23 protein-coding genes are annotated in these 16,669 nt (G+C 70.9%); 1 reads left to right on the plus strand and 22 read right to left on the minus strand.

The window, feature by feature from the left end; genetic code table 11:
• Positions 1-33: 33 nt before the first annotated feature.
• Genes QN206_01305 through QN206_01370 form a run of 14 tightly spaced genes read right to left on the minus strand, consistent with a single transcriptional unit; the run spans position 34 to position 9,336 of the window.
• A complete protein-coding gene (locus QN206_01305; protein ID MDR7613443.1) occupies positions 34-882 on the minus strand; it encodes an HDOD domain-containing protein in 849 nt (282 codons plus the stop codon).
• Positions 879-1,634, minus strand: coding sequence for a flagellar biosynthetic protein FliR (locus QN206_01310; protein ID MDR7613444.1), 756 nt, complete (start codon positions 1,632-1,634; stop codon positions 879-881). The genes QN206_01305 and QN206_01310 overlap by 4 nt, the downstream gene beginning before the upstream one ends.
• Positions 1,634-1,903 (minus strand): flagellar biosynthetic protein FliQ, encoded by a 270-nt coding sequence (locus tag QN206_01315; GenBank protein ID MDR7613445.1) that lies wholly within the window; start codon positions 1,901-1,903, stop codon positions 1,634-1,636. The genes QN206_01310 and QN206_01315 overlap by 1 nt, the downstream gene beginning before the upstream one ends.
• On the minus strand, positions 1,900-2,637 hold the full coding sequence (fliP, locus tag QN206_01320) for a flagellar type III secretion system pore protein FliP (GenBank protein MDR7613446.1): 738 nt from the start codon (positions 2,635-2,637) through the stop codon (positions 1,900-1,902). Before fliP ends, QN206_01315 begins: the two co-directional genes overlap by 4 nt.
• Positions 2,634-2,999 carry a flagellar biosynthetic protein FliO gene (locus QN206_01325; GenBank protein MDR7613447.1) on the minus strand — a complete coding sequence of 122 codons (366 nt, stop codon included), beginning with the start codon at positions 2,997-2,999 and terminating at the stop codon, positions 2,634-2,636. The genes fliP and QN206_01325 overlap by 4 nt, the downstream gene beginning before the upstream one ends.
• A complete protein-coding gene (gene fliN, locus QN206_01330) occupies positions 2,996-3,979 on the minus strand; it encodes a flagellar motor switch protein FliN (GenBank protein MDR7613448.1) in 984 nt (327 codons plus the stop codon). The genes QN206_01325 and fliN overlap by 4 nt, the downstream gene beginning before the upstream one ends.
• Complete coding sequence (fliM, locus tag QN206_01335; GenBank protein ID MDR7613449.1) at positions 3,972-4,952, minus strand: flagellar motor switch protein FliM; 981 nt, start codon at positions 4,950-4,952, stop codon at positions 3,972-3,974. The genes fliN and fliM overlap by 8 nt, the downstream gene beginning before the upstream one ends.
• Entirely contained in the window at positions 4,949-5,392 is a 444-nt protein-coding gene (locus tag QN206_01340) for a flagellar basal body-associated FliL family protein (protein ID MDR7613450.1), read from the minus strand. The genes fliM and QN206_01340 overlap by 4 nt, the downstream gene beginning before the upstream one ends.
• A 41-nt stretch (positions 5,393-5,433) precedes the next feature.
• Entirely contained in the window at positions 5,434-6,177 is a 744-nt protein-coding gene (locus tag QN206_01345) for a flagellar motor protein MotB (GenBank protein ID MDR7613451.1), read from the minus strand.
• The gene (locus tag QN206_01350) at positions 6,174-7,001 is read right to left on the minus strand and encodes a flagellar motor protein (GenBank protein MDR7613452.1); all 828 of its coding nucleotides are present in this window, start codon (positions 6,999-7,001) and stop codon (positions 6,174-6,176) included. The genes QN206_01345 and QN206_01350 overlap by 4 nt, the downstream gene beginning before the upstream one ends.
• A 6-nt stretch (positions 7,002-7,007) precedes the next feature.
• A complete protein-coding gene (locus tag QN206_01355) occupies positions 7,008-7,235 on the minus strand; it encodes a flagellar FlbD family protein (protein ID MDR7613453.1) in 228 nt (75 codons plus the stop codon).
• Positions 7,236-7,289: 54 nt separating this feature from the next.
• Complete coding sequence (locus QN206_01360; protein ID MDR7613454.1) at positions 7,290-8,513, minus strand: flagellar hook protein FlgE; 1,224 nt, start codon at positions 8,511-8,513, stop codon at positions 7,290-7,292.
• Between the two features lie 26 nt (positions 8,514-8,539).
• A complete protein-coding gene (flgD, locus tag QN206_01365) occupies positions 8,540-8,929 on the minus strand; it encodes a flagellar hook assembly protein FlgD (protein MDR7613455.1) in 390 nt (129 codons plus the stop codon).
• Between the two features lie 11 nt (positions 8,930-8,940).
• Positions 8,941-9,336: a hypothetical protein gene (locus QN206_01370; protein MDR7613456.1), complete on the minus strand. Its 396-nt coding sequence runs from the start codon at positions 9,334-9,336 to the stop codon at positions 8,941-8,943.
• A gap of 51 nt (positions 9,337-9,387) precedes the next feature.
• On the opposite strand from QN206_01370, the gene QN206_01375 reads away from it, so the two are divergent.
• Positions 9,388-9,918, plus strand: coding sequence for a hypothetical protein (locus QN206_01375; protein MDR7613457.1), 531 nt, complete (start codon positions 9,388-9,390; stop codon positions 9,916-9,918).
• Between the two features lie 545 nt (positions 9,919-10,463).
• Here QN206_01375 and QN206_01380 read toward each other — a convergent pair.
• From QN206_01380 to flgC, 8 genes are read right to left on the minus strand one after another with little or no spacing between them, the layout of a single operon-like run.
• On the minus strand, positions 10,464-10,985 hold the full coding sequence (locus QN206_01380) for a lytic transglycosylase domain-containing protein (GenBank protein ID MDR7613458.1): 522 nt from the start codon (positions 10,983-10,985) through the stop codon (positions 10,464-10,466).
• Positions 10,982-11,413, minus strand: coding sequence for a flagellar export protein FliJ (gene fliJ, locus QN206_01385; protein ID MDR7613459.1), 432 nt, complete (start codon positions 11,411-11,413; stop codon positions 10,982-10,984). The genes QN206_01380 and fliJ overlap by 4 nt, the downstream gene beginning before the upstream one ends.
• A 2-nt stretch (positions 11,414-11,415) precedes the next feature.
• Positions 11,416-12,702 (minus strand): FliI/YscN family ATPase, encoded by a 1,287-nt coding sequence (locus QN206_01390; protein ID MDR7613460.1) that lies wholly within the window; start codon positions 12,700-12,702, stop codon positions 11,416-11,418.
• A 19-nt stretch (positions 12,703-12,721) separates the two neighbouring features.
• The gene (locus QN206_01395) at positions 12,722-13,378 is read right to left on the minus strand and encodes a FliH/SctL family protein (protein MDR7613461.1); all 657 of its coding nucleotides are present in this window, start codon (positions 13,376-13,378) and stop codon (positions 12,722-12,724) included.
• 10 nt (positions 13,379-13,388) lie between these two features.
• Complete coding sequence (gene fliG / locus QN206_01400) at positions 13,389-14,399, minus strand: flagellar motor switch protein FliG (protein ID MDR7613462.1); 1,011 nt, start codon at positions 14,397-14,399, stop codon at positions 13,389-13,391.
• 3 nt (positions 14,400-14,402) lie between these two features.
• Positions 14,403-15,923, minus strand: coding sequence for a flagellar basal-body MS-ring/collar protein FliF (gene fliF / locus QN206_01405; protein MDR7613463.1), 1,521 nt, complete (start codon positions 15,921-15,923; stop codon positions 14,403-14,405).
• Between the two features lie 16 nt (positions 15,924-15,939).
• Positions 15,940-16,221 (minus strand): flagellar hook-basal body complex protein FliE, encoded by a 282-nt coding sequence (fliE, locus tag QN206_01410; protein ID MDR7613464.1) that lies wholly within the window; start codon positions 16,219-16,221, stop codon positions 15,940-15,942.
• Between the two features lie 2 nt (positions 16,222-16,223).
• Entirely contained in the window at positions 16,224-16,655 is a 432-nt protein-coding gene (gene flgC / locus QN206_01415; protein ID MDR7613465.1) for a flagellar basal body rod protein FlgC, read from the minus strand.
• Positions 16,656-16,669: the final 14 nt, after the last annotated feature.

Here is a 16,669-nt window from a genome sequence, read left to right on the forward strand (position 1 = left end):
TCCTGGAGGGGTATGCAAAGGCCGTGCCGGGAACTAGGCGAGGTCCACGGAGGCGAGGCTTGCCACCTCCGCGAGCAGGTCCGCGAGTCCCACCAGCAGGAGGGGAATCTCGTCCGCGCTCAGCCCCAGACGCCGGAGGGCTCCTTCGCTGCACCGGTGAAGCAGCTGATCCGTTCCCACGCCGACCCCCAGCATGAGGCAGAGGGCGTCCGCCACGTGCACCGCGTCCGCGAGCCCGGGGTCCTCGGGCTCGTCGGGCCGGTGGTGGTACGCGATGGCGGTGATGAGGGGGTCCGGCAGGTTCCACCGCCGGGCGGCCTCCGCGCCCACCTGCGCGTGGTCACAGCCCAGAACGGCTCGTTCCGCCTCCACGAAGTCCATCCCGCCTGCCACGGCTTCCAGCACCGCCGGGTACTGCTCCTGGAGGGCGCTGCTGAGGGCCAGTTTGCCGATGTCGTGCAGCAGCCCCGCCACGAAGGCCGCCTCCGCATCCCGTTCCCGGCTGCCCGCGAGCCGGCGCGCGACGGTGGCCACGGCCAGGGAGTGCTGCCACAGCTGCACCCGATCCAGGCCGTATCCGGGCGCCCCGGGACGGAAGGCGTCGTAGGCCACCGCGCTGACCAACAGACTGCGCACCGCGGCGAATCCCACCAGCACCACCGCCTCCCGCAGGGTCGCCACGCGCCGGGCCCGGAGGTAGAGGGCGGAGTTCGCGAGCCGGAGGACCCGGGCCGCCAGCACCGGATCCCTTCCGAGCGCCGAGGCCACCTCCTCCGCGGAGGTGTTGAGGTCATCGAGGAGCTGCATGGCCTCCACCACGTGGGCGGGAAACGGCTTCAGCGTCTCGAAGGCCATCAGGATCCGGTCCGGGATGCGGCTCACGGCCCCCTCCGCAGGAGCTGCGCCACGGCCCGCAGGGCCCGGGCAAACTCCGCCTCCACGCCCCCGAGCAGGTACGGCATAAACAGCCCCACCAGCACCAGTCCCACCCCCACCTTGAGGGGGAGGCTCACGAGGAAGACGTTCACCTGCGGCGCGGCCCTCGCCGCCAGGGCAATTCCTACCTCCACCGCGAGGGATGCCACGAGGAAGGGGGCTGCGAGCTGCACCCCGCTCAGAAAGCTCGCGGCGGCCAACTCCACCGCCCACCCGCTCACGGGGCCCGCGGGCGGGAAGGCGGTCAGGGGCAACCGGGAAAAGCTCGCTCCTACCAGGCGCAGAGCGTGGTGGTGGGCGTCCGTGGCGAGGTACAGGACGGTGGCGAGGATGGTCCAAAGCTGCGCGAGGATCGTAGACTCCGTGCCGTGCACCGGATCCACGAGGTGTCCCGTGCCGAGTCCCAGGCTCACCTCGGCCATCTGGGCCGCCACCTGCACCGTGGCGAACGCGAGGGCCACTCCCCATCCCAGGAAGAGGCCCACGCTCAGCTCCTTCACCAGCAGGGCCCCGAACACCGACGCGCTCTCTGGGACCGGCATCCGCGCCGCGGGGACGGTGGCGGCCAGGCACAGGCCCAGCCCTACCCGGGCGGGGACAGGAACCCGGGGACCACCCAGGGCCGGGAGGACCAGGAGGAAGCCGGATACCCGGGCGGCACCCAGCAGGAACGGCAACAGGAACCCCCACTCCGGCATCACCGCACCAGGTCCGGAAGCGCCCGCAGGAGCGCGGCGGTGAACCCCAGGAGTCGCTGGGCCATCCATGGCCCCAGGAGGGCCGCCACCACGCCGACTGCCACCATCTTGGGGACGAAGGATAGGGTGGCCTCCTGCACCTGAGTGAGTACCTGCAGCAGGCTCACCACCACGCCCACGAGGAGGGCGGTGGTGAGCACGGGCAGGGCCACCAGGGCCGCCACGGTGGCGGCCTGCTGGGCGAGGGCAATCAGGGCGTCCAGGTTCATCGGAAGCCTGCCAGGAGGGCCCGGGCCACCAGGTGCCACCCGTCCACGAAGACGAACAGCAGCAGCTTGAAGGGCAGGGAGATCAGGACGGGCGGCAGCATCAGCATGCCCAGGGAGAGCAGGACGCTACTGACGACCATGTCCACCACGAGGAAAGGGATGAACAGCAACGAGCCCAGGAGGAAGGCGGTACGGAGCTCGCTCACCACGAAGGCGGGGATGAGCACGTAGGTGGGCACGTCGTCCGGCCGGCGGGGACGCGGGAAACGTCCCATGGAGAGGAAGAGGGCCAAGTCCGCCTCCCGGGTCTGCCGCAGCATGAACTCCCGGAAGGGCCGGAGGGTTCGGTCCAGGGCCGCCTGCTGTCCCAGCTCCCCCCGGAGATAGGGCTGCAGGCCCTCCCGGTTCGCACGGTCCAGGGTGGGCGCCATGGTGAAGAGGGTCAAAAACAGCGCCAGTCCCACCACCACCTGGTTGGGAGGGATGGTGGGCACCCCGATGGCGCTGCGGACCAGGGAGAGCACGATCACGATGCGGGTAAAGGAGGTCATGAGGATCAGCAGGGCCGGGGCCGTGGCCAGCACGGTCAGCAGCAGGAGGACCTGCAGGGTACTGGAGAGCTGCTGGGGAGAGTCCGAGGTCCCCACCCGCAGCTCCACCACGGGGAGCGGCGCGGCGAAGGCGGGTGCCGCGAGCACCAGCACCCCAAGGAACGCGAGAGCCCACCGCCTCACCGTCGCTCCTCCCCCGGCCGTCTCAGGCGCCGGGCCGCGGCCCGGATCTTCTCCCCGAAGGTCTCCTCCTCTTCCACAGGTGCGGGGCCCAGCTCCGCGAGCACGGAGAGCTGGCTTCCGAGCAGCAGCCTTTTCCCCTCCACCTCCACCACGTACAGCGCGTGCTGAGGACCCAGCCGGGCCACCTCCCGCAGCCGCACCGTGGAGGAACTCCCACCGGGCCCCATCCGCAGCAGGAGGGAGCGGGTGAGGAGGACGAGCCCCACCACCAGCACGAGACCGGCCAGGGCCCGGAGGAGCAGGGAAGCCGGGTGGACCTCCGGGGCAGGGGGCGGGGCAGCCGCAAACAGCAGGGGGCTCACGTGCGGTCCTCCGCGCCGCGGCCCAGGGTGCGCAGGCGCTGCTCGGGGCTCAGGATCTCCGTGACCCGGACCCCGAAGTTCTCCTCGATGACCACCACCTCGCCCCGGGCGAACAGCCGGTCGTTCACGTACAGGTCCACGGGCTCTCCCGCGGCCCGCTCGAGCTCGATCACGGCCCCGATCCCCAGGGAGAGCACGTCCCGGATCCGCATCCGGGTGCGGCCCAGCTCCACGGTGACCTGCAGGGGCACATCCAGCAGCAGGTCCAGGTTTCGGTCGGGGCTGCTGGCACGTCGTGGTTCCAGGGGCTCGAACTCCACGGGCCGCACCGTGGGCGCGGGCGATGCGAGGGAGGGTTGAGGGGGAGGGGGCGGAGAACCTGCCACCCGTCGAGCCGCCTGGGTGCTCCGCTCCACCAGCTGCGGGAGCACGGAGGCCTCGTAGATCTGGTAGAAGGTGGTCTCCGGCAGCCCTTCCACCTTGAGGTGGAAGGTCACCCGGACCACCTCATCGCTCGGTTGGAGAAGCCGCTCCACCGCCTCCTCGGTCTCCAGCACCGCCACCTTGGGAGGTGAGATGGTGACGGGAGAACCCAGGAACTCCGCGAGGGCGGTGCTCGCGGAGCCCATCATCTGGTTCATGGCCTCCCCGATTCCGCTGAGCAGGAGCTCCCGATCCAGGGGCCGGGCTGCGGAACCGTCCCCGCCCATCATGAGGTCCACGAGCACCCGGACGTCCTCGTCCCGCAGGAGGAGGTAGCTGTGACTCGTGACGGCTCCGGACGTGTGCACGCCGACCCCCACGTGCCCCACGAGAGAACTCCGGTCCACCTCGGACCACCGGAGGAGCTCCGCCTTCGGTGCGGTGATGTGCACCCGCCGCCGCACCAGTTGCGAGAGGGTGGTGGCCGCGGAGCCCATGCCGATGTTGGAGAGCTCCGCAAGCAAATCCAGGGGGTCCACCGGGTACGGCTCAGCCATGGCGGGCGTTCGCCTCCTGACCCAGGATCTGCACCGCGAGCCGGCGCCCCACCCGGCCCGGCCGACCGGAGAACACCGGGACTCCCTCCACCAGCACCTGGAGGGCCTCGTGGGCCCGGCGATCCAGACGGATCACGTCGTTGGGCCCCAGGCTCATGAGGTCTCCCAGGGGGACCCAGGCCCGGCCCAGCTCCACCTGCACGGGGACGTGGGTGTCCTCCACCGCCCGCTGGAGCAGCTCGGTCTGCACGGTGCGGGAAGGCGCCCGGAACAGGGTGGTGGCGCTCAGTAGGCTCAGGATCGGCTGCAGCAACAGGTACGGGAGACAGAGGTTCATCCGGTAGGAGTGTTGCGGGGTGTCCACCTGGAAGTACACGAGCAGCACCACGTCCGTGGGTCCCGCGATGTGGGCGAACTGAGGGTTTGTCTCCATCCCCACCAGGACCGGCCGCACATCCGCCACGGACTGCCAGGCGTCGTGCAACAGCGGGAGCAGCCGCTGCATCAGACGCTCCACCAGGCCCCGCTCCAGCTCCGTAAGGGGACGCAGAGGTTGATCCGCTCGACCGGGTCCACCCAGCAACCGATCCACCATGGCCAGGGCCAGGCTGTTGCTGAACTCCAGGAGGGCCCGCCCTTCCAAGGGTTCCAGCCGGAACAGCACGATGACCGTGGGAGAGGGGATGGAGCGGACGAACTCCTCGTAGCTGAGCTGCTCCACGGATCGCACGCTGACCGCGATGGGGCTCCGGAGGTGCACGGAGAGGGCCATGCCCGCCATCCGCGCGAAGGCGCCGTGGAGGATGGAGACCGTGCGCAGCTGGTCCTTGGAGAACCGATCCGGACGGCGGAAGTCGTACGGCCGGACCCGGCGCTCCTCAGGGGGAGGCGTGGATTCCGGGGTCACCTGGCCCGATCGAAGGGCCGAGATGAGCTGGTCGATCTCCGCCTGCGAGAGGAGCTCATCCGTCATTGGGCCACGAACTCCGAGAAGTACACGGCCTTCACGTGGAACCGACTGTCCTTGGCCTCCTCGTTGAGCCGGCGCACGAGTTCCCGCCCGATCCGCTCCCGGCCCTCCGGGGTGCGGAGGGAGGAGTACCGCTGCCCAGTGAGGGTCCGGACCACCACGTCCGACCACCGGTACCGCGCCTCCGCCGCAGCCTCCTTGAGGGCTTCCCCGCCGAGCGGGGTCTCCACCTCGAGGGCGAGGGTCACCTTGAGGTAACGGAAGCCGTCCCCGGGATCCAGGTTCACCACGAATCCCCCCAGGGGGACCGTGGCGTGGTTCAGTCGAGGCTTGGTCTCCCCGCGAGGGCGCGCAAGCAGGGCCCCCGCGGCCAGGGCACCCGCCAGGAGCACCACCACGCCCATCACGAGACCCAGTTTCGCCGCACCGCGCTCGGACCGCATCCCCTGCCTCCGGCCCGAGGCCATGCAACTTCCGTGCCGGATCAGGGTCGGAGCAGGAGGATCTCCACCCGCCGGTTGCGGGCCAGGTCTTCCGGTGCGGTACCGTGCCGGACCGGGCGGCTGTCCCCGTAGCCCACGATGGTGAACCGGGTCCCGTCCGCCCCCGAAAGCTGCATCAGGCGCCGCACCACCGCCGCGGCCCGGGCGCTGCTGAGCTCCCAATTCGAGGGATAGCGGAAGGTGCGGATGGGACGGGCGTCCGCGTGCCCCTCCACCCGCACCAGGAGCTCGGACCTCCCGCGGATGGCCTGGGCCACCGCCCGGAGCACGGGCTCCGATTCCGGCCGCAGGTCCGCGCTCGCGGTGTCAAACAACAGCGGCCCCGCCATGGAGACCCGCACCCCCTCCGGGGTCACCCGCACCTCCACCTGAGCGCCCAGCCCTGCGGCGGCGACCTCCTGCAGGATCCCGCGTGCGAGGGACTGGAAACTCTCGGAGAGCGGGTCCGCGGCGGGCGTGGGGCTGGGGGCCTCCAGCTCCAGCACCCCGCTCCCGCCCGGGAGCACCCCCTGACCTCCTTCCAGCAGTCCCAGGGAGGCGGTGGACGCCCGGAACCCCGCGAGCACCTTTCTGAACTTTGCCAAGTCCAGCTGGGAGAGGGAGTACACCATGATGAAGTAGGCCATCAGCAGGGTGATGAGGTCCGCGTAGGTCACCAGCCATCGCTCGAGGCCCCCGCCGCCGTGGCCGCCTCCTGTTTGCGCGCCGTTCCGCCTGCGCCTCACCGCGCGCCCACCGTGGCTGTGCCCGGAGCCCGGGCCGCCCCCTCCTGGACCGCCGCCTCCCGACCCACCTTGGCCCGCAGGGCGGGCGGCAGGAAGGCCCGCAGCTTCTCCTCCACGAGGCGCGGGTTCTCCCCGGCCTGGATGGCGAGGACCCCTTCCGTGACGATCTGCCGCAGCAGCGCCTCCTCTTGGGAGCGGGCCCGCAGCTTGTTGGAGAGGGGGAGGAAGACGAGGTTCGCGAGGGCCACGCCGTACAGGGTGGCGATGAAGGCGGCGGCCAGCATGTGGCCCAACTTCGAGGGGTCATCCAGCTGCTGCATCATGTTGATGAGGCTGATGACGGTGCCGATGATGCCCAGGGTCGGGGAGAACCCCGCCATGGTGCTGTAGATCCCTTCCCCCACCCGGTGCCGCTCCTCCATGAGCTCGATCTCCGTCTGGAGGATCTCCCGCACCACCGCGGAATCCGTCCCGTCCACCACCAGCCGCACCCCCTTGGCGAGAAACGGGTCATCCCCCTCCCGCAGCTCGCCCTCCAAGCTCAGCAACCCTTCCCGGCGGGCCCGGTCCGCGAAGCGGATGAGGCGGTTCATGGTTCCGAGCACATCCGGAGGCCGGTGAAAGAAGGCCCGCAGGGTGACTCTCGGCAGGTCCAGGATCTGCTTGAGGGAGTAGGAGACCATGGTGGCGCCCAGGGTACCGCCGAACACGAGGATGAAGGCGGGGATGCTGATGTAGTACTCGGGTTTGCCCCCCTTCAGGATGGCTCCAGCGCCCACGCTGGCCCACCCCACCACCAGGCCCAGCAGCGTCGCGAGATCCACGGCCGTTCACCCCATGGGATCCGCTTCCGGCGCCCGTTGCGCCGGATCGAGGGAGCGACAGCACGCCTTCCGGTACGCCAGGACCCGGGCCACCACCTCGTCCACGGACTCCTGGACCACATACCGGTGGCCCGTGGTGAGGGAGATGACGGTGTCCGGGGTCCCCTCCACGGACTCGATGAGTTCCGCGTTGATGACGGTCTCCGTTCCGTTAAGCCGTGTGACCTTGATCATGGCCTCCGCCACGCGGGACCCGCCCGAGGGCGGGTCCCGCGTTCCTCACCCCGGTTATCGGCGCAGGGAGATCAACTCTTGAAGGAGCTCGTCCGAGGTGGTGATCACCCGGGCGTTGGCCTGGAAGCCCCGCTGGGCCGTGATCATGTTCGTGAACTCCTGGGCCAGGTCCACGTTGGACATCTCCAGGGCTCCCGCCACGAGGGTCCCTCGGCCGCCCGTGCCCGCGGCTCCGATGGACGGGGGTCCGGAGTTCGCGGACTCCGCGTACAGGTTGTTGCCCGCCTTCATCAGTCCCCCGGGGTTGGTGAAGAGGGCCAGGGCCACCTGCCCGATGACCTGGGTGCGACCGTTGGAGTACAGGCCCGTGATCACCCCGTTGCCGTCGATGGCAAAGGACTCCAGGCTGCCGCTGGGGTACCCGTCCTGGTTGCGGAGGGTGGCAGTAGACGGGGCGGCGTACTGGGTGAGCTGGGAGAAGTCCAGCTTTAACTCCAGGTCCGCGGAGCCCAGCTCGTCTGGGAGGTCCACGGTGACCTCCTCGGGGTCCGTGGGCGAGGTAAGCTTCCCGGTCTCGTCGAACTCCAGGCTGCCGCTCGCCACCTCCTCGTCCCCGTAAAAGAGCTGCCAGTCCCACTGGTTCGCATCCGTCTTGGTGAACACCAGCCGGAGTTCGATGGGGTTTCCCAGGGAGTCGTACACGGTGATGGTGGTGGTCCAGGTACCGTCCACCTCTGTGGCGGCATCCAGGTTCCCGCCGAAGACCACGTTCTCCGTGGCCTTGGGCGGAATCTCGGCCCCCACGGGGATCCTGATGGGCACCAGCTCCCCGCTCGTGTCCACCTCCCCCGCCTCGTCCGCCTGCCAGCCCATCAGCCGCAGGCCGGTGCTGGCATGTACGAGCCCACCGCGGCTGTCGAGCACGAGGGCCCCGTCCCGGGTGTAGAACCGCCGCAGGCCGTCTCCCACCACGAGGAACCCGTCGCCCTGGATGGCGAGGTCCGTGAGCACCCCCGTGTACTGGAGGTTTCCTTGGGTGAAGAGGGTGTCCACACTGCCCACCTGAACCCCCAGCCCCACCTGCAAGGGATTCATGCCGCCTCGGGCCTCCGAGGGCGCCTGGGCACCCCGGATGGTCTGGCTCAGCATCTCCGCGAAGTTCACCCGGCTGGCCTTAAACCCCACGGTGTTCACGTTCGCGATGTTGTTGCCGATCACGTCCATGCGGACCTGATGGCTCCGCAACCCCGACACACCCGCAAACAAACTCCGCAGCATGCGCTCTCCCTCCTTTCGGTTCTCCCTTACCCGGCGACCTCCACGAGCTGGTCCAGGGTGTACTCCTCCCCTCCCACCAGCAGCACGAACCGGTCCTCCCGGCGGCGGACCCCCGCCACCACCCCCTCCTCCGCGGTACCGTCCGGTTTCTGCACCGTCACCCGTCGGCCCACCAGCTGCACCGCGGTGGCGGCCTCCTGCCGCCACCGGAGCTCCTGCACCGCCTGGCTCACGTTGTGCATCTGCTCCAGGGCGCTGAACTGGGCGAGCTGCGCGATGAACTCCCGGTCGTCCATGGGCTTCAGGGGGTTCTGGTTGCGCAGCTGCGTGACCAGCAGCCGCAAAAAGTCGTCCTTCCCGAGGACGCTCCCCCCGATCCGCACCCCGGACTCCTGCTGCACGGCCCGGACCTCCATTCCCGCACCTCCTACACCACGTAGTCCACGGTTCCCACCTTCCTCCGCGCCCCGTCGGTTGGGCTCCGAGCTCGGGCCGGGCGGATCCAAAGGGCCTGTGGGGGTTCCGGCGTACCCGGTGCCCGGCCGTCTCCCTGGGCCAGCACGCCCACCTCTAGGCCCAGGAGGGCCACGCCCCGCTCGCTCAAGGCGTGGTGGAGGGCGGGCTCATGCGACCGCACCACCCGGGCGACCTCCGGGCCTCCTTCCACCCTTGCCCACACCGCTTCCGACCGCCCCCGTACCTCCATGCGCACCGGCTCCCCCCACCGGTCCGAGAGCTCCAGGCGGAGGCGGTTCGGAAGCGGCGCGTACTCCGACCGTTCCTGGGGAAGCCGGACCCCTTCCGGCCGGCCATGGGAATCCACCTGCTCGCCTCTCCCGACCTGCCCGTTGGGGCCGACGGCCGGAGGGGTTCTTTGGGGCTCTCGCGGCTCGCCCTTCCGGGGCCCGGTTTCGTCCCGAGGGAGTTCGGACCGCGATCCATCACGGGTACCGCCTATGCCCGCGAAACCCTCTTCGCCTCCCCGTCCCTGCCCTTCCGGGGAAGCCGGCGCCTCCCCAGCCGGTCGGAGGTCGATCTTCCCGGGGGGAGCGGTCCCTTCCACCCGCGGGGGCGAGGTCGTCTGCCGGAGCATGGCTTCTTCACCCCCGGACACTTCCGCAGGGGGAGATGCGGGGATCGGAGGATCCCCGCTTCCCTCTCTCCGAGCCGCCGGGGGCTCCCAGGCTGGGAGGATCGGGACGGCCAGCTCATCCGCTTCGGAGACCGGCACCACGGAGACGGCCGGATTCTGATCTCCGGATGGCAACGGGTCCGCCCGAAGCCGGCGGAGATCGTCCGCCTCGAATCCCCGGAGGGAGAGAGGAGGGGATGCCGAGACGGGGATCCGGGGGTGAACCTGGGGCTTATCGGTGAACCCGTCCGGATCCTTCTCCGCCCCCGGTGAGATGGGATGCCGAGGGTGCCTGTCAGACTCCTGGACCTTTTGGGGAGGCAACATCTTTCCGCTTTCCTCCACCGGCACCACGGCCTCCGGGGAGGGAAGGTGGGCCCTGCTCGGTGTGGTACCCGGACCTGCGGAGCCCTCTGGAAGCGGCTCGGATCCCTGAGCACCGGGCTTTACACCCGACGGCTCCCTGGAAGGGATCCCGGGTTGCGCCTGCCGGAGTCCGGGTCTGTCCGGATCCTGCACGGGGTACACCCTCCCGCTTCCCGGGTTTGGGCCTGAGCTCAGCGGCACCAGGGCTTTCCCGGCATCCTGGGCTATCGGGAGCGCTTCCGGCCGATTCTCCCTGCACGGATCAGGAATCGCCTGGGCGGGCGGCTCCTCCCGCGTGAGGGGGATGGTCGGGGGAGGTTCGTGATCAGGATGCGTCCACATCTCCCCCTGGGGGAACACCTGGGCAAGCACCGAGGCAAAGGCCGGGGCGTAGATCCCCAGGAAGAGTTCCGGAAAACCCGGCTCCTGGGGGGCGTCTTTGGGCAGCAACCTCACGGGTTCCCTCCGGACTCCATGACGCGCAGCCGCTGCCAGGTGGCGAGCACCCGCTCCACGTAGGCCCGGGTCTCCGCGTACGGCGGAACCCCGCCGTACCGCTGCACGGCTCCTGGACCCGCGTTGTACGCGGCAAGGGCAAGCCGCACGTCCCCGAACCGCTCCAGGAGCCCCCGAAGGTACCGCGCCCCCGCCTCCACGTTCTGGGCGGGGTCATAGGGATCCCGGACCCCCAGGGCCCGGGCGGTAGCGGGCATGAGCTGCATGAGCCCCTGGGCTCCCGCGGGAGAGGTGGCGTAGGGGTTGTAACCCGACTCCGCTTGGATCACCGCGTGCACCAGGGCGGGCGGCAGCCCGTACCGGCGGGCCGCCTCCTCCACGAGGTCCCGGAAAGGACTGAGATCCTTCTGCCTTTCCGGACGGAGCAGGGGGGAGCCTCCAGGGGCCGCCTGGGGCCCGCCCACCCACCGTTCGATGGCGCGGACGCGGCTCAGGACGAGCAAGAGGTTCGGGCTCATGGTCTACGCGCCGACCGCAACAGGGCGGCCTCGTCCGCCTGCGCCTGCTCGCGTCGTTCCTCCTCCCGGCGGTGCTCCTGGAGCCGCCGCTCCCGCAGCCGCTCCACCACCTGCCGTTCCGTCCTGGCCTGCAAAAACTGTGCCCAAGCCGCCTCCACCCGGGCCTTCAACTCCCCCACCCTCCGCTCTGCCGCCACGGCCTCCAGCCGGGCCTGCTCGAGAAAGGCAGCGGCCGATCGCAGCGCCCTAGCGTCCCGGGCCTCCCGCAAGCGGACCTCCTCCTCCCGCACCTCGCCCCGGGCCTGCTCCAGCCGGACCTCCGCCTCCCGCAGGAACCGGAGGAGGCGTGCAAGCTCCCGGCGGGCCTGCCGCTCCCGGACGGCGCGCAGCCGACGCAGGCCCTCCAGCCGGAACCGGAACCGCCGCATCCCTACTCCCCGAGCTCCGCCAGTTGCCGGAGGGTTTCCTCGAAGGGTGTGCGCTCGTGGGGGAGCTGGCGCAGAAAGGCCCGGATGGCCTCGATGCGGTCCAGGGCCGCGTCCACCCTCGGATTCGCACCCCGGGTATAGGCGCCCAGGTTCACCAGGTCCTCCACCTCCCGGTAGGTGGCGAGGTGGGCGCGCACCGCCTGGGCCCACCGCAGGTGCTCGGGGCTCACGACGGAGGGCATCACGCGGCTCGTGGACTCCAGGACGTCGATGGGCGGGTAGTGGCCCTGGGCCGCGAGGGAGCGGGAGAGCACGATGTGGCCGTCGAGGATGCTGCGGGCGTGGTCCGCCACGGGGTCCATGAGGTCGTCGCCTTCCACCAGCACCGTGTAGAGGGCGGTGATGGAGCCCCGCTCGGAGGTCCCCGCCCGCTCCATGAGCTGGGGGAGGAGGGCGAAGACGCTGGGCGTGTATCCACGGCTGGTGGGGGGTTCTCCGACCGCGAGCCCGATCTCCCGCTGGGCCATGCAGAACCGGGTGACGGAGTCCATCATGAGCATCACGTCCATCCCCTGATCCCGGAAGGTTTCCGCCATGGCGGTGGCCACGAACGGCGCCCTTGCCCGCACGAGGGGAGGTTGATCCGAGGTGGCCACCACCACCACGGAGCGCTCGAGTCCCTCCCCCAGGTCGTTCTCGATGAAGTCCAGGACCTCTCGGCCCCGTTCACCCACCAGGGCGATGACGTTCACGTCCGCGCTGCTGTGCCGGGCGATCATGCCGAGCAGCGTGCTCTTCCCCACCCCGCTTCCCGCGAAGATCCCGATCCGCTGACCCCGGCCCAGCGTCAATAGCCCGTCGATGGCCCGCACGCCCGTGGGGAGCGGGGCGGTGATGCGGGGACGGTGGAGGGGATTGGGAGGGTCCGCGTGCAGCGGCCGCCAGCCCTCCGGGACAAGGGGCCGGCCATCCAAGGGCCTTCCCAGCCCGTCCGTCACCCGGCCCAGCAGCGACCGTCCCACGGGCACCCGCATGGCCCGGCCGGAAGGGACCACCGGGCTGCCGGGGCTGAGACCGCTCAGGGGTCCCAGGACCATCATGAGGAACCGGTCGTCCCGGAACCCCACCACCTCCGCGGGCAGTTCTCCCTGGGGGGTCTGCACCGTGCACCACTCGCCCACGTGCACCCGAGGTCCTCTCGCCTCGGCCACCAGGCCCACCACCTGCACCACCCGGCCGATGACCCGCACGGGGTCCGTCTCCCGCACCGCGCGGATCCACGCCTCCAGGGGGAGCTCGGGGATGCGGCTAGGCACCGAGCACCTCCTCCAGCCGCTCCCGCAGGCTCCCGAGCTGGGTCTGGAGGCTCGCGTCCACCTTCCCCGCCTCGGACTCCACCACGCACCCTCCTTCCACCTGCGGGTCCGGTACCCACACCACCCGTAGCCCGGGTCGCTCCAGGCCTCTAGAGCGGTCGCCCAGCAGTTCCAGATCCCGGGGGTTCACCCGCACCACGAGCTCCACGAACCCGTGGAGGCGCCCAGCGGCCTCCTGGACCCACTGCAGGAGGAGATCCGGATCCATCTCCACCGCCCGGCGCACCACCCGCCGGGCCACCTCCAGGCTCAACCGCACTACCGCGGGCGCGGCAAAGGAGGCCAGGGCCGCGGGCCCCTGGGCGGCCAGTTCGTCCACCACCCGATCCAGCCGTCTGAGCCGCTCCTGCCAGGCGGCCTCCCCTTCCGCGCGGGCTTCCTCCCGGGCCTGCACCACGGCCCGGGCGATCTCCACCCGGGCCTCCTCCCGGATGCGGCGGGCGGCCTCGTAGGCGCTCCGTAGGACCTCCACGGCCCGGGCGTCCGAGCCCTCCACCGTGGACTCCGGGCGGCCGACGGAGGTGGTGATGCGCACCAGGACCTCCTCCCGGGGTGCCTGCTTGATCACCGCGCGCACCGGCTCCCGCACCACATCCCTCCTAGACCAGGACCTCCTCCGATCCGCCCCGCACCAGCACGATCTGCCCGCTCTCCTCCAACTGCCGCACCACGGTAACGATGCGGCCCTGGGCTTCCTCCACGTCCCGCCGGCGGACGGGGCCCATGAGCTGGAGGTCTTCCCGGAGCGCCTCCGCGGCCCGCTGGCTCATGTTGCGGAAGATCTTCTCCCGCAGCTCCTCGCTGGCGCCCTTGAGGGCGAGGGCCAGGTCCTTGCTGTCCACGCTGCGCAGGACGATCTGGATGGAGCGGTCGTCCAGGTTCAGGAGGTCCTCGAAGACGAACATGAGCTTCTTCACCTGGGCCGCCAGCTCCGGATCCCGCTCCTCCAGGGCCTCCAATATGGCCCGCTCCGTGGCCCGGTCAGACTGGTTGATGATGGAGACCAGGGCCTGCACCCCGCCCACCGCGGTGAACTCCTGGGTGGGCAGGTTCACCAGCTTGCTCTCCAGGGCCATCTCCACCTCCCGGATGGTCTCCGGGGTGGTGCGGTCCATCACCGCCACCCGCTGCGCCACCTCCACCTGCAGCTCCCGGGGGAGGGAGGCGAGGACCGCGGCCGCCTGGGCGGGCTTGAGGTAGGCCACCACGAGGGCGATGGTCTGCGGGTGCTCCTGTTGGAGGAGGCTGGAGAGCTGCGCGGGATCCATGCGGCGGAAGGCGTCGAAGGGCGTGATCTGCAGGGAGGAGGTGAGGCGCTCCAGGATCTCCGCGGCCCGCTGCGGTCCCAGGGAGCGCTCCAAGAGATCCCGCGCGTACTGCAGCCCGCCCAAGGAGACGTACTCCCGGGCGAGGGTCAGTTGATAGCACTCCTGAATCACTTCCTCCCGCTCCTCCGGGGTGACGTGGTGGAGGCTGGCGATCTCGAAGGTGAGAGCCTCGATCTCCTCGTCGCCCAGGTGCCGCAGCACGTTCGCGGCCGCCTCCGGCCCCAGGGAGACCAGGAGCATGGCCGCCTTCTGACGTCCGGACAGGGCGTTTCGGGCGGGCATGACCTACTTCTCCGCGAGCCAGCTCTTGATCACCGCGGCCACCTCCGCAGGACGCTCCTGCGCCAGCCGCTGCAGCTCCCGTCGCGCGACGCTCTCCCCGTCCTGCCGCTCCCGCAGCACCTGGAGCACCCGCTCCTCCTCGTCCTCCGGGGGCTCGGGCAGGGCCGGCGGGATGGCCTGCACCGGCTCCACGCTGACGGACCACCGCCTGCGCCGCAGGAGCAACAGGGCCAGCATCAGGAGCAGGAGGAGGGCCCCGCCCGCGGCGGCCAGCAGGAGGGCCAGGGAGAGCTTCCGGCGCACCGCGGCCTGGGCCGCGGGAGCCCGGGGTTCCTCCGGGGCCCGGGCGGTGGGGAACTCCACCGCCTGCACCACGAGCACGTCTCCCCGGCGTCGGTCCAGCCCAACCGCAGCCGCGATGGAGGGCTCCAGGGCCCGCACGGCCTCCAGGGGAACCCGTTGATCCACCAGCACCGCGACCGAGAGCCGGCGGATCCCGCCCGCGCTCACCGCCCGCTCCACCCGGCGGGTCACCTGGTAGGTGGCGCGGGACTCCCGCCTCCGGTACTCGGCCCCGCCCTGGGAGGCGGGGTTCGTGGCGTACGAGGGGACCGAGTTCGTGGCAGGGCCGCCGGGCGGAGGGCCGCCCCGGCCCGTGTAGGACTCCTCCACGGAGACCTCGGAGGTCGGAGCCCGCTGCTCCGGGCTGAAGCTCTCCTGCTCCACCTGCCGGCGGCTCAGGTCCACTTCCGCGCTCACCCGGGCGATGGCGCGGCCAGGACCGAGGAGCTGGTCCAGCATGGTCTGCAGTCGCCCCTGCAGGGCGGCTTCCACCTGGGCCCGCTCGTCCAGCTGGGTGGCGATGGCGGCCGCGGGATCCTCCTGCCCCGGGGAGAGCAGCCGGCCCTCCGTATCCACCACCGTCACCCGTTCGGGGGAAAGCCCCTCCACCGCGCTGGCCACCAGGTGCCGGATGGCCCGCACCTGGGCTCCCCCGAGCTGCGCGGCGGGGCGCAGCCGCAGAACCACGGAGGCGCTGGGCTGGACGTTCTCCTCCTGGAACAGCCGGTCCTCGGGCAGGGTGAGGTGCACCCGGGCGGACTCCACGGCCTCCAGGGTCTCGATGCTGCGCGCCAGTTCCCCGGCGAGGGCCCGCTGCAGGTTCACCCGCTGCACGAGCTCCGTGGCCGCGAAGGAACTCCGGTCAAACAGCTCCCACCCCGCGCCCCCGCTCCGGGGCAGACCTTGGGCCGCGAGCTGCAACCGCGCGGCGTACAGGCGATCCCGGGGGACCTCCACCGTGGTGCCCGCACCCGACAGCCGGTAGGGGATCCCCAGCTTCTGCAGGGCCTCCACCACCCGGGCAGCCTCCTCCACCTCAAGCCGGCCGTACAGGGGCACGTACTCCGGCCGGCGCAGAAAACTCCAGGCGGCCACCAGGGCCACCACGCCGAGACCCACCGCCACCAGGGTCACCCGGCGGTTCCGCAGCTCCGTGGACCAAAGCCGCCGCAACGCCTCCATCCGGCGCGCGCCTCCCCTACACCTGCATCCGGATCAGCTCCTGGTAGGCCTCCAGCAGGCGATTGCGCACCTGGATGGCAAGCTGAAGTGCCAGGTTCGCCTCCTCCACGGCCACCATCACCGCGTGCACGTCGTCCGTCCGGCCGTCCGCGAGGGCTGCGGCCGCGGCATCCGCGCGCCGCTGCAGCTCGTCCGCGCTGCGCACCGCCCGCTCCAGGGCCTCCGCGAACGCGGAGAGGGTTTCCCGGATCGGAGAGGCGGAAACGGGGCCGAGGGGACCAATCCCGCGGATCTCCATCCCTACCTCCTGCCGATCTCCAGGGCCCTCAGGATGGCCTGCTTGGTGGTGTTGAGCACCATCACGTTGGCCTCGTAGGCCCGGGCGGAGGCGATGAGGTCGGCCATCTCCACCGCGGGGTTCACGTTGGGCAGGGTTACGAATCCCTCCGCGTCCGCGTCGGGATGCCCGGGATCGTACACCCGGCGCGGCGGGGTGGGATCCTCCACGATCCCCGCCACCACCACGCCCTGAGCTTCCCCCACGGCCGCGGGACCCGCGGAAGCCAGGAACCGGCTCACGAGGGGCGCGAAGAGCACCACCTTCCGCCGGTACGGGCCCCCGGAGCCACGGGTGGTGTTCGCGTTGGCGAGGTTGCTGGCAATCACCTCCAGGCGCACCCGCTCCGCGGTGAGGGCGCTCGCACTCGCTTCCATGGCGCGGAAGAGGGACACGGTACACCTCCGCA

The sequence above is a fragment of the Armatimonadota bacterium genome (assembly GCA_031460175.1).
In the GTDB taxonomy this organism is placed as follows: Bacteria; Sysuimicrobiota; Sysuimicrobiia; order Sysuimicrobiales; family Sysuimicrobiaceae; genus Sysuimicrobium; species Sysuimicrobium tengchongense.

Excerpts from the sequence above, each read along its gene's own strand:
- QN206_01310 (MDR7613444.1), bottom strand. The coding sequence starts at position 1,634 with ATGCCGGAGTGGGGGTTCCTGTTGCCGTTCCTGCTGGGTGCCGCCCGG.
- QN206_01315 (MDR7613445.1), bottom strand. The coding sequence starts at position 1,903 with ATGAACCTGGACGCCCTGATTGCCCTCGCCCAGCAGGCCGCCACCGTG.
- fliN (MDR7613448.1), bottom strand. The coding sequence starts at position 3,979 with ATGGCTGAGCCGTACCCGGTGGACCCCCTGGATTTGCTTGCGGAGCTC.
- fliM (MDR7613449.1), bottom strand. The coding sequence starts at position 4,952 with ATGACGGATGAGCTCCTCTCGCAGGCGGAGATCGACCAGCTCATCTCG.
- QN206_01340 (MDR7613450.1), bottom strand. The coding sequence starts at position 5,392 with ATGCGGTCCGAGCGCGGTGCGGCGAAACTGGGTCTCGTGATGGGCGTG.
- QN206_01355 (MDR7613453.1), bottom strand. The coding sequence starts at position 7,235 with ATGATCAAGGTCACACGGCTTAACGGAACGGAGACCGTCATCAACGCG.
- QN206_01360 (MDR7613454.1), bottom strand. The coding sequence starts at position 8,513 with ATGCTGCGGAGTTTGTTTGCGGGTGTGTCGGGGTTGCGGAGCCATCAG.
- flgD (MDR7613455.1), bottom strand. The coding sequence starts at position 8,929 with ATGGAGGTCCGGGCCGTGCAGCAGGAGTCCGGGGTGCGGATCGGGGGG.
- QN206_01380 (MDR7613458.1), bottom strand. The coding sequence starts at position 10,985 with ATGAGCCCGAACCTCTTGCTCGTCCTGAGCCGCGTCCGCGCCATCGAA.
- fliJ (MDR7613459.1), bottom strand. The coding sequence starts at position 11,413 with ATGCGGCGGTTCCGGTTCCGGCTGGAGGGCCTGCGTCGGCTGCGCGCC.
- fliG (MDR7613462.1), bottom strand. The coding sequence starts at position 14,399 with ATGCCCGCCCGAAACGCCCTGTCCGGACGTCAGAAGGCGGCCATGCTC.
- fliF (MDR7613463.1), bottom strand. The coding sequence starts at position 15,923 with ATGGAGGCGTTGCGGCGGCTTTGGTCCACGGAGCTGCGGAACCGCCGG.
- fliE (MDR7613464.1), bottom strand. The coding sequence starts at position 16,221 with ATGGAGATCCGCGGGATTGGTCCCCTCGGCCCCGTTTCCGCCTCTCCG.